Source organism: Pseudoalteromonas obscura, from assembly GCF_030135505.1.
Classification (GTDB): Bacteria; Pseudomonadota; Gammaproteobacteria; order Enterobacterales; family Alteromonadaceae; genus Pseudoalteromonas; species Pseudoalteromonas obscura.
This window is the reverse complement of record NZ_JASJUT010000018.1, coordinates 60,100-74,393: the sequence shown is the minus strand read 5'-3', so window position 1 is coordinate 74,393 and position 14,294 is coordinate 60,100. Positions and strand designations below refer to the sequence as shown.

Sequence of the window (14,294 nt, the reverse complement as noted above, 5' to 3'; positions counted from 1 at the left end):
TCCTACTGCATTACAAAACCAGTAAACAGCACTCGCTCTATCACTTTGCTGCCCTCAACGCCTTCCATTGCAGCTTGCACCTTGTCCAATGCTGTCAAGCGCAACGTCTCTTTGCCTGCACTTGTACTTAGTTCATCTGCGGTAGTCGTCGAAAATACACTCAATAAAGTGCCCTCGATAAGCGGGATATGCTTCTTGGCTACCTCTTCATTGACGTCTCCGCGTACCAAGAGTTGCACTTTAATTTGCACAATTCTGTCTCTGCTCGCTCCTGGCACGTTGAATACGAAAGGTCTTGGCATTGCAACATATAGTGCGCTACCCATTTCAGCTGAGTTTTGCTCGCTTAAGTCTTCCTGTACAGCGGTTGCTTCTTCTTCTAACGAAGCTTCTTCTTCGTCACCACCAGACAACAAGAAAAAGGCTGCTACACCACCTAAAATAACTACCGCAGCAGCAATGATGATGATAAGTTTCTTCTTCGACCCACCCGTTTCTTCTATTTCTAAATCGGTTTCTTCTGCCATATGCGCGCTTCTATAACTCAATAATCTTTTTTAATAATAGCAGTTGTTAAGCATAGTAATCTATCGCCGAATCACTTTGTTTTCTGCTAGTCACTGATTGTTCTTTATTATTTTGCGCTTCACTGCCTTCATTAGCAAGTTTTCCATGACCATTTTGCTCATTCCCTTCGTTGTCACCGTTGCCTTCAGACTGCTGCTGAATATTACTTTCTCCTAACTCAATCCCTTGTTCTTCTAACATTTCTCTCAGTTTAGGCATGGATTCTTCCAACAACTCTTTTGCTTGTTGGTTTTGTACCACAAAATTTATTTGTGCCTGTTCTGCATCTGAGCGGATACGGATTTGCATACTGCCCAGTTCAGCCGGGTCAAGACGTATTTCAGCCTCTTTATTGTTCAAGTTAATCATCATGTTAACTTTGTCTTGCAACATTTTTGCGGCATCATTTCTAGCAAGATTCAACGCTTGTGTTACAGCCGGATCAGCCTGCAGTTTGGCTTGAGCCGTCGCTTGTTGCTGAACAGTTTGCTGACTCTGACGGGACTGCTCAACCTGATGGATCACTTGCTCAAACTCTTCTTTGCTCTGTATTTGCTCTGTACCTAGAGTGCGGATAGCTTTAAAGATATTTTCCACATTGGCGCTCGCTGTTTGGCGCTGGTTGCTACCCGAATTTTGCGACTGTTCACTATCTGTATCAGAAGTCATCTCCTGAGACTCATCACTTGGAGCGACCTCAACGTTTTGTTTAGGTGCCTCTGCGGTAGTTGTTTCTTTGGCTGACACAACTTTTGTTGAGTTATACGTTACTTCTGGTTTAGCAGTTTGAGGTGTTTTGGCATCGCTAACCAAGCTATCCAACTTAGAAGGATTTTCAGCCACCTTGTCTGGCTTTTGCTCTACAACTGCAACGTTTTGAGTCTGTGCTGCCCCAACTTCTCCCTTGCTAGCTTCTCTTGCGGGTTTGCCGGTTACCATTTCATACAGCGTACTTTCAATTCGCTTAACTTGGGGATCAGCTGCTTTATCGCTATTAATACTTTCTTTGAGCGTCACTTCTAAATGTTTTTTCTCTTGGGGGGTCAGTTGTTCGACCATGGCTTTTAAATCAGACATGGACTTGTTACTCATGTCAGTGGGGATGCGCTGCGTAACGCTAGCCTCTGTGCTCTTATCAGTATTCACAGCAACAGGTAGCTCATCTGCCTGTTGTGTAGAATTCGATGTAGATATTGGTTCGCGGGCTTGTAACAAGGCTTTTTTAATATCGGCTGCCAACTGAGTTGTTTCAGCTTGAGGGCCAACTTTAGGTTGCTTAACTGGCTGTGTTAGATGCTCTGTAGACTCGCTTTTAACGCTCGGAGCTACAATTGGCTTCTCTTCACTTTGGGGCACTTGGGTCGCTTTTACATCAGCTTGCTGCTGGGCTGTCACTTCTTGGCTTGCAGCATTTTTATTATGTAAAAACCATTCTCTCGGCTTAATTTCACCGTCAAATGCTTCTACTTTGGAATTAAAGTTTCTGCTGCGTTCAAGCTGGTCGTTATTCGTTTGGCTTACAATAGCGTCGGATGGCGCCTTTGAATCAATAATTGGGCCTTCAGAATATCTTGGACCTGGATCTGTTGCTTTGAAGGCTTCTACTTGAGTATGTTTCGTTTTTGCAGTCTGATTCTCTTCTAAGCCACTTTTATCGCTCACCTTGACACTATCCGTTTCAACTTGCGGCTCTTCTCCTTGCTTAACTATCGGGCCAATTAAATCAATTGGACCTTTTTTAGTCTCTTTCGCTATTATGTCAGGTGCAATAATTTCAACCTTTCCGGCATGTTCCTGCATAGATTTTGGCAGTGCACCAAGGTGGTGTTCAACATCTGTTTTTTGGTTATTTGATGCAGTAATTTGAGATAACAAACTATCAGGGCTAGTCGACTTTGATTGGTTTTGCTCTCCCACTGACTTTTCAACTTGCAATATGACATCAGGGCCATTTTTTGGTTTTGGCAAGTGTGAATCATCTAGTTTAAGGCGTTCATCTGGACCGATGTGGTTGGGATTATCGACACTATTGACCTGCTGCTCTTCACTACTTTCTTCGTTTTTTGTCGTGAAAAACCCGCGTAAAACCTCTTTGCTTCCTTCATTGTCAGTACTGGTCTTTTTTTCTTGCCCCTGCCCCTGCTCCTGCTCATTCGCCTGCGCCATAATGGCCATAAACTTCTGATCATCTTGACTTTCTTCAGTCTGTCGATGTTGAGGTGAAACTGTTTTGTTCAAACCTACATCTAGTGAAACATTAGCCATACTCTCACCTTTTCATGTGGCAATTTAAAACCGCTTGCCTACTTCAAATACTATTATTTCCAAAAAATGCAATTTTCAAGCCACTAATTGAGCAGTTTGTTGCGCATAAATATGTTGGTCGCAAATTCGTCGAGCATTTTTTGCTCTGCCTTTGCTTCTAATCTTTGTTTTTCATCTTGTTTTTTCTCAATCAACTTAGCAATCGCCTTTACTTTTGCCTGTTGAGTTAACCACAGCTTTCTTCGCTGCTCGACAACTCGCTTTGCAGTTGCAACCGTATTTGCTTGTTGTTTGATCGCTTCTTCAATTTTATTTATGAAGCTATGATATTGAGTAAACCCGCTACTACTTAGCCCCTGCTGTGCCTTTGTATGCAGTTGTTGTGTATATTCCAAGCGAAAATCATTTAACCCTTTGAGCTTCTGCTGATTCTCATTGAGGCTATTTTCGGCTTGTACAAAATTAATTCTCAGTGAGTCTTCTTTATCTGTTTCAAGCTTATGTAACAAAGATAATTTATCTGCAGCCATTAACCTTGTCCTAGTATTTGTGATAAGCCTTGTAAGCACTCATCATAGTTAAGTACATCTTTCATACCTTGTTGCAGGAACCCATTTACAGTCGGCATCATCGCTATCGCTTGATCTAACATGGGATCACTCCCTTTTTGGTATGCCCCTAGGGTGATCATGTCTTTGTTCTGTTGGTACATTGAATAGACCTGTTTTAGTACTCTTGCTTGCTGCATATGCGTATCTGAAACAACTTGAGGCATAACACGACTAATGGACTTTTCAATGTCAATCGCGGGATAGTGTCCACTATCGGCCAGCTCTCTAGATAGCACTATGTGACCGTCAAGAATTGCCCGTGCGGAGTCTGCAATTGGATCTTGCATATCATCCCCCTCACTGAGCACAGTAAAAAATGCTGTAATTGACCCCTGTCCTTCACCACCGTTGCCCGCTCGCTCAACCAGAGCCGGTAACTTGGCAAATACAGAAGGTGGATAGCCCTTTGTTGCAGGCGGCTCACCAACAGCCAATGCTATTTCACGCTGTGCCATTGCATAGCGTGTTACCGAATCTAAAAGTAATAAAACGTTTAGTCCTTGATCTCTAAAATACTCAGCAATGGTGACTGCACTTTCACAGCCTTTTAACCTCATCAAAGGAGATGCATCTGCTGGTGCGGCGACAACGACAGAACGACGGCGACCTTCAGCGCCCAATATGTCATCTATAAACTCTTTGACTTCTCGTCCACGCTCTCCGACGAGGCCTACCACGATGACATCTGCTTCACTGCCTCGTGTCATCATGCCAAGTAATACCGATTTACCCACACCACTACCAGCAAACAGCCCCATCCGCTGCCCCTGTCCAACTGTGATGATGGAATTTATCGCTCTAACACCCACGTCCATTGGCTCTTTAATTGGTCTTCTGGCAAGAGGGTTTATGGGGGCCTGTGCAAATTTCAGTCGTGTGTCAGCTTGAATAGCGCCTAACCCATCTAAAGGTCTGCCTAAGCCATCCACAACACGGCCCAATAGCCCCATGCCAACAGGCAAGCCAGCTTCTTTAACTTGAGGAATAACTCGTGCGCCAGGTAAGACGCCTGATATACGATCATTTGGCATAAGATACAAAACATCATTATTAAAACCGATGACTTCAGCATCAACAAAGCCATTGATCGTTTCAATTTTGCACTGACTGCCTACTGCTGCATTTAAGCCTTTCGCTTCGAGCGTCAGCCCAACAACACGTGTTAGGCTCCCCGCAACGGCAACACCGAAAGGATGGATATGTTTTTGATACTTATTTAAACGTTGCGCAAACGATTGACTTTGTGATTCAAGATCTGACATGACACATGATGCGGTTATTCTTAGATACCGCTATCATGCAAAAACTTTTCCAATATTTCAGTCAGGCGTGTTTTTATTGTTAAATCAATAGAAGAGATAGGTGATTTTATTTCACACCCTCCACGGTCAAATGTTGGCTCAGGGATCAGTTGCCATTGCTGCTTTTGTATCATTTCTGCGCCGTACGCCTCTTCAACTAGCGCCAAGTCTTCTGGATGAAGATGTACTTTTAACTGCACCTCAGCAATTGGCAGTGCATCCAAGCCTTTTTTCAAAGCTTGAAGAATTAAATTTGGATTGGCTTTAACTTCATGAAAAGTAATTTGTTGTGTCAATAAACTGACAAGTTCTATCAATTGCTTTTCACACGCCTCATCAACTTGCTTAAGTGGATCATGCATCTTTTCGATCAGTAATGATAACGTGTGTAGCCTTTCTTCCACCAAAGGCTTAGCATCTTCGAGGCCTTGTTGTTTACCGATCTCAAGCCCTTCTTTCTGGCCTGCTTCGTTTCCTTCTTTGGCGCCTTTTTCAAAGCCCTCTATATATCCTTGTTCATGACCCTGTTTGAGGCCCTCATCGTAGGCATCTTGGCGGATCTGCTCTAGTTCTTCGAGCGTCAGAGTGGGGATTTCTGGCTCGACTGCTTCTGGTTCAACATTGCGCTCGGTTTTGGTATATAGCTCTTCTAGGGGTGTGCCCATCGCTGTTGATCGGCCCGATAAGCCACTCAGGTCCTCTTTCACATCAGGAATGGGCCAATCTTCTAAGTGCTCCAATAGTGCATCGACTGCATCACCTTGCACTGGTCTGCCGCGTTGTAACTTTGGTTCAGACATGGTTTATAAGAACTCCTCACCGCCACCGCCGCCAAGCATGATCTCTCCAGAGTCAGCCAAACGTCTTGCTGTTGCCAATATTTCTTTTTGTGCCGCTTCTACTTCACTAATACGTACAGGTGGCATTGCTTCAAGGTCATCAGCCATCATTTCTGCAGCACGCTTCGACATATTGCTAAGGATCTTGTCTTTCAAGGAGTCATCAGCGCCTTTAATGGCCTTCATTAACACATCCTGCTGTACTTCGCGTAATATTGCCTGAATACCTCTATCTTCAACATCCATTAAGTTTTCAAACACGAACATAAGGTCTTGGATCTGCTGCGACATTTCTTCATCATGCTCACGGATAGAATCCATTAACTGACCTTCCACATTCGTATCAAGGTAGTTCATGATGTCAGCAGCCGCTTTCAAGCCACCCATCTTCGCAGCCTGTGCACCTGCTTGCCCCGCAAACTGTTTCTCCATAATTTCGTTTAACTCTTGCAATGCAGCTGGTTGAACTTCTTCTAAGTTTGCAATACGCATTGTTAAATCAAGTCGTACTTTCTCAGTAAACTGCGACAAAATTTCCGCAGATTGCTCCGGCTCTAAATACGACAAGACGATAGTTTGGATCTGAGGGTGCTCATTTCGAATGATATTCGCAACCTGCTTAGAGTCCATCCATTTCAATGAATCTAAACCCTTCGCGCCTGAGCCCATGACAATTTGGTCAATTAAGCTCGCAGCCTTATCTTCACCCAGTGCGGCTGTTAATGCCTTTTTAATGAAGTCTTCTGATTGGAAACCTATGGTACTAAAGCTTTGAATTTGTTCGATGAACAGATTATGTACCGCACTAATTTTAGATTGCGACAGGTCATCTATCGCGGCCATAGCCATACCGACTTTTTGCACTTGCTTAGGCTCTAAGTGCTTTAAGATTTGCGCCGCATCCTCCTCTGTTAGGCTCAGAAGCAAGATGGCTGCCTTGTCGACACCATCTAACTTCTCAACATCGAATGTTGGGGGCAGTTGTTTTTGTTCTTCATCACTCATCTTCAGTTAACCACGCTTTGACCACTTGTGAAGAAAGCTCTGGTTCATTTGCTACCAATGCACGAACCGCTTTCAATAGATCTTCATCTCCATGTAAGTCTGGCAATTGTAATGTACCATCCGAGGAGAAGCCAACAGCTGATTCATCAAAGTCATTACTTAACATATCTAAAGTACTATCTCCTAAGTCTACACCAGCAGTAAGTGCATCCTCATCGTAGTCCTCAAGTGTATCATCTGGGTAAATAAGTCTTTTCAGCATAGGGCGAACTACTGCCATTATCAATACAATGATAACCAAAGCACCTGCCGCTAAACGGGCAACCTTCATAAACCACTCTTGTTCCCACAGTGGTTGCTCTGATGCCTCTAGAATATCTTCACGTACAAATGGGACAGTAACAACCTCTAGTGCATCACCACGCTGCATATCGAAACCAACACCACCTTGCAGTAAACGACGAATGTTATTTAATTCTTCTTGAGCGCGGGGCACCATGGAAACATTGCCTTCTGCATCCGCTTTTGCAACATAATCAACTGCAACGGAGACGCTGATCCGACGGATCACGCCAGTTTGTTGACGCTTATGAGAAATCGTTGTATCCAGCTCGTAGTTGCGCGTCGCCTCTTTTTGCGAACGACTCGGTGTAGTACCTTTGCCGCTGCCACCAGCACCTGCTACTTCAGGAATATTCGAGTCCATCGGTGGCTGATTACTCAACGCACCTGGGATACCTGCGGTGATCCCACCAATGTTACTCTCTTCAAAAGTGGTTTCACTGCGCACTGCGGGTAAGTCAGGGTTAAAGCGTTTTTGCGTTTCTTCAACCGCACTGAAGTCCATAGTCAAGTCAACTTGCGCTGTGAAATTGCCCAGCCCAACAACCGGGATCATAATGCTGTCTATTTTAGATAAATATTCAGATTCACGTTTGCGTTCAATTTCATACTCTTTGCGTGAGCGTGCAGCCAATGAATCTTGAGAACCTGAGTTGAGTAGTCGACCATTTTGGTCTGTCACGGTGACACGTGATGGCTCCAAGCCTTGTACTGCGGACGCGACGATATCTACAATTGAGTCAACCTCTTCACCATCTAGCGTGCGGCCGCGTTTCATTGTTAATACCACAGTCGCTGAAGGCTTTTTCTCTCTGCGAGCAAATACATTCTCTTTTGGTATTGCCAACAATACTTTTGCACGATTGATGTCTTGCAACTCTTCAATTGTGCGAGCTAGCTGCTGCTCTCGGCTATGCTTTAGTCGCTCTCTTTCAAGACGCTGACTCACACCAAAGCCCATATCCTGCATTAAGATATCTGCGCCTGACGAAGGTGATTGTGAAAATCCATCTCGCGCCATTTTTAATTTGATGTTTTGGTAATCTGACTCGGCAACCATGATGGTATTGCCTTCAAGGTCATACTCAATTTTTTGCGCGTCTAAAAAGTCTAGGGTTTGCACCAATTCATCAGTGGGATATTGACCCAGCGGACGCATATCTGGCTGACGCGCCCAAATGATGATGAAAACAGCGATTGCCAAGCAAATTGCCAGTGCGATGACGAGCGTAACTTGACGTAGCATATCAACGCCGCTCAAAGCGCTAAAATAGCCAGACTTTTGCTCTTGCTGGGTGTCTGCGCCTTCAGCTACAGCACCTGCTTGGTTGTCTGAAAGTGCTAAATCTGTCGTTTGATTCGTAGCCACAGTTACTCTCCAATCATCTCTTCAATTATACCGGCATGCTCATGATATCTTTGTAAGCTTCTACAAGTTTATTACGAACTTGTACAGTTGCTTCAAAAGCGACCGATGATTTATTTTTTGCAATCATCGCCTCTGCCAAAGAGACACTGCGATCTCCCATCTCAACCGCAGTCACTTTTTCTTTTGCATCTCTTTGCAAACCGGCCACTGTATTCAATGCATTTTGCAGCACGTCACCAAACTGCGCCGTTGACGTAGCAGCACTTTCTTGAATAGGCGGCTTCGCCTGTGGTTGAACTCGGCCCGCTTGCGCTGCCATAGATTGCATTTCTTGATATAGACTGGTGTTTTGAATTTTCATGTCGCTCACCCTGTAAATACTCTTACACTGGATAAAGCACTAATCATGCCAACTTTTAACCCTTTAATTTCAAAAGGTTACAAGTTAATTTGGAGGGGCAATATTTTGACAGGTTATAAAGCAACCAGTTGATAACTGGTTGCTTTATATAAATTAGGCTGGAACTGGTAATCCTAAATCTCGCATTTTAGCTAGCTTATATCTCAGCGTTCTGGGGCTTATCCCGAGTATTTCCGCTACGTCCTTACGCTTACCGTTACAACGCGTTAATGTATCCAGAATAATTTGATGCTCCTTGTCTTGGAGCTCTTCTTTGTAGCTCAGGCTATCTACTGGTGTTGTATGGTTTTGCTCTTCAACAGGCTCTACTTTAAAAGGAGATGCATCCAATTCCACTGGATTGGGGTTGAGGATAGTTTCTCCTGAAGCTTCAATGGGAATCAAATTTTCAATAAAAACATCCGCATCAGATACTTCATTGCCTTGTTGTAGAATAAGGGCACGCTGAACTACGTTATCGAGTTCCCTAACATTACCCGGCCATGCATGTTGCAATAATTTTTGCTGAGCAGCCACAGTAAGCTGAGGTGTCGGCTGGTTGGACTTCTGACAATGTCTATCCATTAAATGCATCGCCAAAGGCACAATATCTGCGGCTCTGTCTTTCAATGGTAGCCATGTTAACGGAAATACATTCAGGCGATAGTATAAATCTTCACGGAATTTGCCTTCTGCAACCGCATCTTTTAAATCTCGGTTACTGGTTGCCAAAACTCTGACATCCAATTCAATGGTTTTCCTACCACCTAGCCTTTCAACTTCACGCTCTTGTAATACACGGAGCAGCTTAGCTTGCAGACCAAGATCCATTTCAGTGATTTCGTCAAGTAAAATAGTCCCCTTTTGCGCTTGCTCAAATTTACCTGGACATGCTTGAATCGCGCCGGTAAAGGCACCTTTTTCATACCCGAATAATGTTGCCTCAAGCATGTTTTCAGGTATTGCAGCACAGTTAATTGCAACAAAAGGTTCGCTCTTTCGCTCAGAGTTGTCATGGATATAACGTGCCAAAACTTCTTTACCTGAGCCACTTGGACCCAACACCATGACACTGGCATCTGACAACGCCACTTTTTTGGCGAGATTCAAAAGCTGCAAACTTTTTTCATCTGCAACAATTGGCCCATCCGTTTCTTTCTCTTTCTCCGGCATATAACGGCTAACCATATTGAGTAGCACCTCTGGCGCAAATGGCTTAGCCATGTAATCAATGGCACCCAAGCGCATTGCTTCAACAGCATCATCAATGGTTGCATATGCCGTCATCATCAATACTGGTAAATTTGGAAAGTTCAGTTTAATACTTTTGAGCAGGTCAATACCGCTCATCTGACCCATTTGAACATCACTGACAACCAGTGAGAAGCTCTGCTGTTTTAGCAATATCATTGCTTGCTCAGCGCTATCAGCCTCAACACAATCAATACCAGCGAGCTCTAGAGTATCCAAAAGTGCTTCACGTAAACCTGCGTCATCTTCAACGACTAGAATTTTATTGCTCATACAACCTCCTGAAGTTGAGTATGTTGAGAAATGGGTAATAGCATACTGAAGCATGCTCCTCCGTCTTGCGCGTTGTTCACTTCAACGCGCCCTTTATGCGAATTGGCTACTGAGCTAACAACTGCTAACCCCAACCCAGTACCCTGTGATTTGGTAGTAAAAAATGGTTCAAATAGTTTATCGGCAACCGTCATATCCACACCCGGGCCGTTGTCACACACAGAGATCCGCACAAGGTCTGCTTCGTCTCTCACCGCACTCAAGGTAATTTGAGCACCGGAACCAATAACCTGCACACTGTTGTGAATAAGATTCTGAATAGCGCTAGCAAGTGCGGTTTTATTGCCGATAATTTCTATATCTGGATCAGGTAAAATAACCTCTAGCTCTGCATTATTGAGCGATAACATGGCATCAGATCCCGCTTTTACTTCATTGAGTAACTGTTGCATAGAGACCTGCTCAATCACTTGTTGCTCACCACTTTTGGCAAATAACAGCATGTCGTTAACTTGATTTTCGAGGTCTTTCAGACGCGACATTAATTTGTTATGAAACTTTTCGCGGGATTTAGCAGGCAAGTTTTCACTGCCTAGGTTCGCGCCGTAAAGCATAGCGGCTGAAAGCGGTGTACGGACTTGATGCGCAAGTGATGCAACCATCTTGCCCAATGCACTTAAGCGTTGCATATGGGCAACACGCGCCTGCAAACGTCGCGTTTCAGTCAAGTCTGTCATTAAAATCAGTTGGCCTGGCTCTGGCGTTAGGGCTGTGATCTCAAGTTTGATCAAACGGCCGTCACGCAGTGATACCTCATGACCATCATCTTGTTGCGGACTAAAAGAACGCTGAATGATGTTGAACCATTTTTCGCCCTCAAGCGGTTCACCAAGCATATCTTTGGCTATCTGGTTTGCTTTGGCAATCATGCCTTGCCCATCTAATACAACTATGCCAGCGGGCATAGTGTCAACCAAATGGCTCAACCAACTTGCCTGCTGCCGCAAATCGCTCAGCTCACCAATATACGCCTCTTGCAGTAAGCAAGGGTTAAATTGGTTTTCTGGCACAAATTGTGGATTTATCACTTTCGCTAACGCCATGACACTACTCTCATGAATCTTCCTAACAAGACCAAAGCAAATGATGTGCCAACTTTATTTCCTAACTATTACAACAACTTAAACCAAGCCTGTGGGCAGACAAAACTTTGACACAGCTTTATTTAGTCAATTCATGTGCCACATTTGATGAGTGATATTAAAGAGGGCTCTAGAAGAGATGGGGGGGGAGAAAACAATAAAAGGGCTGAACTCTGTCAGCCCTTTTTTGGGTCAATTTAATAACTAATATTGGTGTATCCTTGGGCTACCATTTCCGTCAAGTAGGCTCTAGTGTCAAGGGATAAAGGACTATCATATAAAAAAATATACGCTTCTTTATTATTGACCCCATCGATATTTGTTACATCATTCATAAAAGAGGAGCGGCCATAAAAATAATCTAGATTGGATAAGTTCTTAAAGTCAACCTGAGTCACAAATGTACCATCAATATCAATTGACTTAATTTGATTACTTGCTGGTATTTCAATACTGCTTAACTGTGTATTTGACAATTCAATTGATTCAACACTGGGGAAGTTATGCAAATTTACACTGCGTACATTGCTGTTTTTTGCACCTAGTCTCACCAACCTTGGAGCATTAAATTGAGCAAGGCTTGTTAACTTACTATTTGAAAGATTAAGCACTTCCAAAGCTTGCTGTGATTGGGTGTCAATGTTTAACTCCAATAGCGGGTTTTTATCAATATACAACTCCTTTAAATAATGAGCACCAGTTATCTCTAGTGAAGAAATATCATTTCCTGATAAATTGACATGCTCGAGAAACTCGCTAATACCAGTCGAATAACTTGTTATTGAATTGTATGATAAATCTAGATATGTAATATCAGGTAATTGTGTATTCCAAGATTGTAAATTATTATTACCTAAGGAAAGTTTTTCAAGGTTATCAGCACCGTTTAAATCAATTGTGGATAGTTGGTTTAGCACAGCATTGATTTCGATGATTGAACTCACATTACCAAACTTTAACGACGCAATTTGATTAAACAAAACATCCACAATCTCCAATCTATCAGCTCCTGATAAATCTAACTCTACCAATTCATTGAGTTGTAGATAAACAGCTTCCAAGTTTTTGTTATTGGATAAATTAATAGTTTTTAAGCCAATATCATTCGCCCTAATATCGCGTAGGTCTGGCGCTTGAGAAAAATCTAAACTCTCTATACGGCCTCCAGAGATGCTCAAACTCACGAGCGCCTTAAAATTACTTCCTTGAAATTCAGTTAGACTAGTTTCGGATAAATCAAGATTTGCAATCTTATTATTTTCATTCACCCTTAACGCAACAAGCGGGTTTGAATTTAAAGAAATTCGATATAATGAATCAACTTGTGCGGACAAATCAAGTTGACTTATTTTATTATTTGATGCCCCTAAAGTGGTTAATTCAGTATTCTTTGATAGATCAATCTCAGATATTTTATTATTTGATGCCCATAAAACGGTTAATTCAGTATTCTTTGATAGATCAATCTCAGATATTTTATTATCATCAACTTTGAGTTTTTCAAGCTTAACTAAGTGTGACAATGAAAGTTCAGTCAAAAAGTTATTATTTAAATGAATAATTTCAATATTGTGAGTCCCAGTTAGGTCAATGGATGTTAGCTGTGAATGTGACGCATCTAAATAAACAAGGTTAGGTTTATTCGTTAACCCACTGACTTCTACCGGGCGGTCGTATAAAGCACCTATGTTAATCGACTCTATCTTTTTATTGCTACTGAAATCTATATGCTCAAGTGGCGCGTTTTTTAAATCTATAGTTTTTAACTTACCTTGCTTGCTTAAATCAATCGTTTTCAATTTTTGCTCGGGAAGATGTATTGCTTGTAATTCATTGTTATTCTTTAAATCTAAAGCGGTTAACCATCCTTCACACCCTTGAGTTAATATACAACCTGGCACCCCCAAATATTTTAAAGGTGATGAGTCTGGTAGTATTAGCTCTGTCAGTGAACTCAACTTTAACACAACTACCTGTATGTGACTTGCTTTGCTAAGGTCTACACTCTTCAACTTTCCGCCAGATATTTTGATGTCCATCAATAAAGTATTGTCAGCGAGGATTAATTCAGAAAGGTCAATATTTGAGAGTTTAACGGTATCTAATTTGGGGACCATAGATAAATCCAATGTACCAACGGGTATAGCCGTATCATTCGAAACCTCAAAGTGTTTGAGTTTTTCAGGCCCTAATAATTTAATACCACCCGTTAATTCGCTATTTCCAAGATAAAGAGAGGTTAGCTCAACCACATTCTCAATACCTTCCAATGATGTAACATTAGAACAATGTAATTCGATTACATCTGACGAATATAAATAATTATCAACGCAAGAAGCTAAAGCAGTATCCTTAATTTTAAACATCTCAGAGAGCTTCAAGCCATTGTCTTTGGCTATAAAGGGTAGGTCTAGCGAACGTTGGACTTTGCTGCCAGATTCTCCTGTGACCCATGACACCGATAAACTTGCATCAGAATCATGCACTAACTCAGGGATTGAAAAGGATAACACTTTGCCCGCAGTGTCAACTGACACCTGCTCGAAATATGCAATCTCAGGTATCGAAACTGAGGCAGTGAGCTCGCTCATCCCTTTTTCATCACCCAATACGCTATAAGTCACTTTATATGTTTGTAATTCAACATAGCTGCTATCTAACTGCGCAGTAACTTCAACCGGATCAGCTTTATTATCTGTTCCTTGGTTTGCGGTACTTGGTGTACTTGGACTATCGCTACCGCCGCCCCCACCACATGCAGCCAGTGCCGCTGCAAGCAGGACTATTAAATAGTTCTTCATTTTATAACCTTTGTGAAATAAACAATTCTTAAACACTGAAATTATATACCCAAATTAGTTACAGCAACACCAAATTTAAAAAAAAAACAAATGAGAAACAATGTATTTACCTAGATACTCTATGAATT

Annotated in this window: 11 protein-coding genes; all 11 read right to left on the bottom strand. The window is 42.4% G+C overall.

Features of this window, described 5'->3' with window-relative positions; all coding sequences use genetic code 11:
* Nucleotides 1-2: 2 nt before the first annotated feature.
* Nucleotides 3-527, bottom strand: a complete 525-nt coding sequence (gene fliL / locus QNM18_RS25850; RefSeq protein WP_284138825.1) for a flagellar basal body-associated protein FliL — start codon at nucleotides 525-527, stop codon at nucleotides 3-5.
* 46 nt (nucleotides 528-573) lie between these two features.
* Nucleotides 574-2,832 (bottom strand): flagellar hook-length control protein FliK, encoded by a 2,259-nt coding sequence (locus tag QNM18_RS25845; protein WP_284138824.1) that lies wholly within the window; start codon nucleotides 2,830-2,832, stop codon nucleotides 574-576.
* Nucleotides 2,833-2,915: 83 nt separating this feature from the next.
* On the bottom strand, nucleotides 2,916-3,362 hold the full coding sequence (fliJ, locus tag QNM18_RS25840) for a flagellar export protein FliJ (protein WP_211010434.1): 447 nt from the start codon (nucleotides 3,360-3,362) through the stop codon (nucleotides 2,916-2,918).
* Nucleotides 3,362-4,705: a flagellar protein export ATPase FliI gene (fliI, locus tag QNM18_RS25835; RefSeq protein WP_211010433.1), complete on the bottom strand. Its 1,344-nt coding sequence runs from the start codon at nucleotides 4,703-4,705 to the stop codon at nucleotides 3,362-3,364. The genes fliJ and fliI overlap by 1 nt, the downstream gene beginning before the upstream one ends.
* Nucleotides 4,706-4,725: 20 nt before the next feature.
* Nucleotides 4,726-5,544, bottom strand: a complete 819-nt coding sequence (gene fliH / locus QNM18_RS25830; RefSeq protein ID WP_211010432.1) for a flagellar assembly protein FliH — start codon at nucleotides 5,542-5,544, stop codon at nucleotides 4,726-4,728.
* Nucleotides 5,545-5,547: 3 nt separating this feature from the next.
* Nucleotides 5,548-6,588 carry a flagellar motor switch protein FliG gene (fliG, locus tag QNM18_RS25825; RefSeq protein ID WP_023401801.1) on the bottom strand — a complete coding sequence of 347 codons (1,041 nt, stop codon included), beginning with the start codon at nucleotides 6,586-6,588 and terminating at the stop codon, nucleotides 5,548-5,550.
* The gene (fliF, locus tag QNM18_RS25820) at nucleotides 6,581-8,299 is read right to left on the bottom strand and encodes a flagellar basal-body MS-ring/collar protein FliF (RefSeq protein ID WP_023401800.1); all 1,719 of its coding nucleotides are present in this window, start codon (nucleotides 8,297-8,299) and stop codon (nucleotides 6,581-6,583) included. Before fliF ends, fliG begins: the two co-directional genes overlap by 8 nt.
* A gap of 25 nt (nucleotides 8,300-8,324) precedes the next feature.
* Nucleotides 8,325-8,660, bottom strand: a complete 336-nt coding sequence (gene fliE / locus QNM18_RS25815; protein ID WP_023401799.1) for a flagellar hook-basal body complex protein FliE — start codon at nucleotides 8,658-8,660, stop codon at nucleotides 8,325-8,327.
* A 153-nt stretch (nucleotides 8,661-8,813) separates the two neighbouring features.
* Nucleotides 8,814-10,223: a sigma-54-dependent transcriptional regulator gene (locus tag QNM18_RS25810; RefSeq protein ID WP_211010431.1), complete on the bottom strand. Its 1,410-nt coding sequence runs from the start codon at nucleotides 10,221-10,223 to the stop codon at nucleotides 8,814-8,816.
* Nucleotides 10,220-11,326, bottom strand: coding sequence for a sensor histidine kinase (locus QNM18_RS25805; RefSeq protein ID WP_211010430.1), 1,107 nt, complete (start codon nucleotides 11,324-11,326; stop codon nucleotides 10,220-10,222). The genes QNM18_RS25810 and QNM18_RS25805 overlap by 4 nt, the downstream gene beginning before the upstream one ends.
* Nucleotides 11,327-11,562: 236 nt before the next feature.
* Nucleotides 11,563-14,202: a leucine-rich repeat domain-containing protein gene (locus tag QNM18_RS25800; protein WP_284138823.1), complete on the bottom strand. Its 2,640-nt coding sequence runs from the start codon at nucleotides 14,200-14,202 to the stop codon at nucleotides 11,563-11,565.
* Nucleotides 14,203-14,294: the final 92 nt, after the last annotated feature.

What these genes read in the sequence shown, in the direction of transcription:
- fliE (WP_023401799.1), bottom strand. Translation starts at nt 8,660, where the DNA reads ATGAAAATTCAAAACACCAGTCTATATCAAGAAATGCAATCTATGGCA.
- fliG (WP_023401801.1), bottom strand. Translation starts at nt 6,588, where the DNA reads ATGAGTGATGAAGAACAAAAACAACTGCCCCCAACATTCGATGTTGAG.
- fliL (WP_284138825.1), bottom strand. Translation starts at nt 527, where the DNA reads ATGGCAGAAGAAACCGATTTAGAAATAGAAGAAACGGGTGGGTCGAAG.
- fliH (WP_211010432.1), bottom strand. Translation starts at nt 5,544, where the DNA reads ATGTCTGAACCAAAGTTACAACGCGGCAGACCAGTGCAAGGTGATGCA.
- QNM18_RS25805 (WP_211010430.1), bottom strand. Translation starts at nt 11,326, where the DNA reads ATGGCGTTAGCGAAAGTGATAAATCCACAATTTGTGCCAGAAAACCAA.
- QNM18_RS25810 (WP_211010431.1), bottom strand. Translation starts at nt 10,223, where the DNA reads ATGAGCAATAAAATTCTAGTCGTTGAAGATGACGCAGGTTTACGTGAA.
- QNM18_RS25845 (WP_284138824.1), bottom strand. Translation starts at nt 2,832, where the DNA reads ATGGCTAATGTTTCACTAGATGTAGGTTTGAACAAAACAGTTTCACCT.
- fliJ (WP_211010434.1), bottom strand. Translation starts at nt 3,362, where the DNA reads ATGGCTGCAGATAAATTATCTTTGTTACATAAGCTTGAAACAGATAAA.
- fliI (WP_211010433.1), bottom strand. Translation starts at nt 4,705, where the DNA reads ATGTCAGATCTTGAATCACAAAGTCAATCGTTTGCGCAACGTTTAAAT.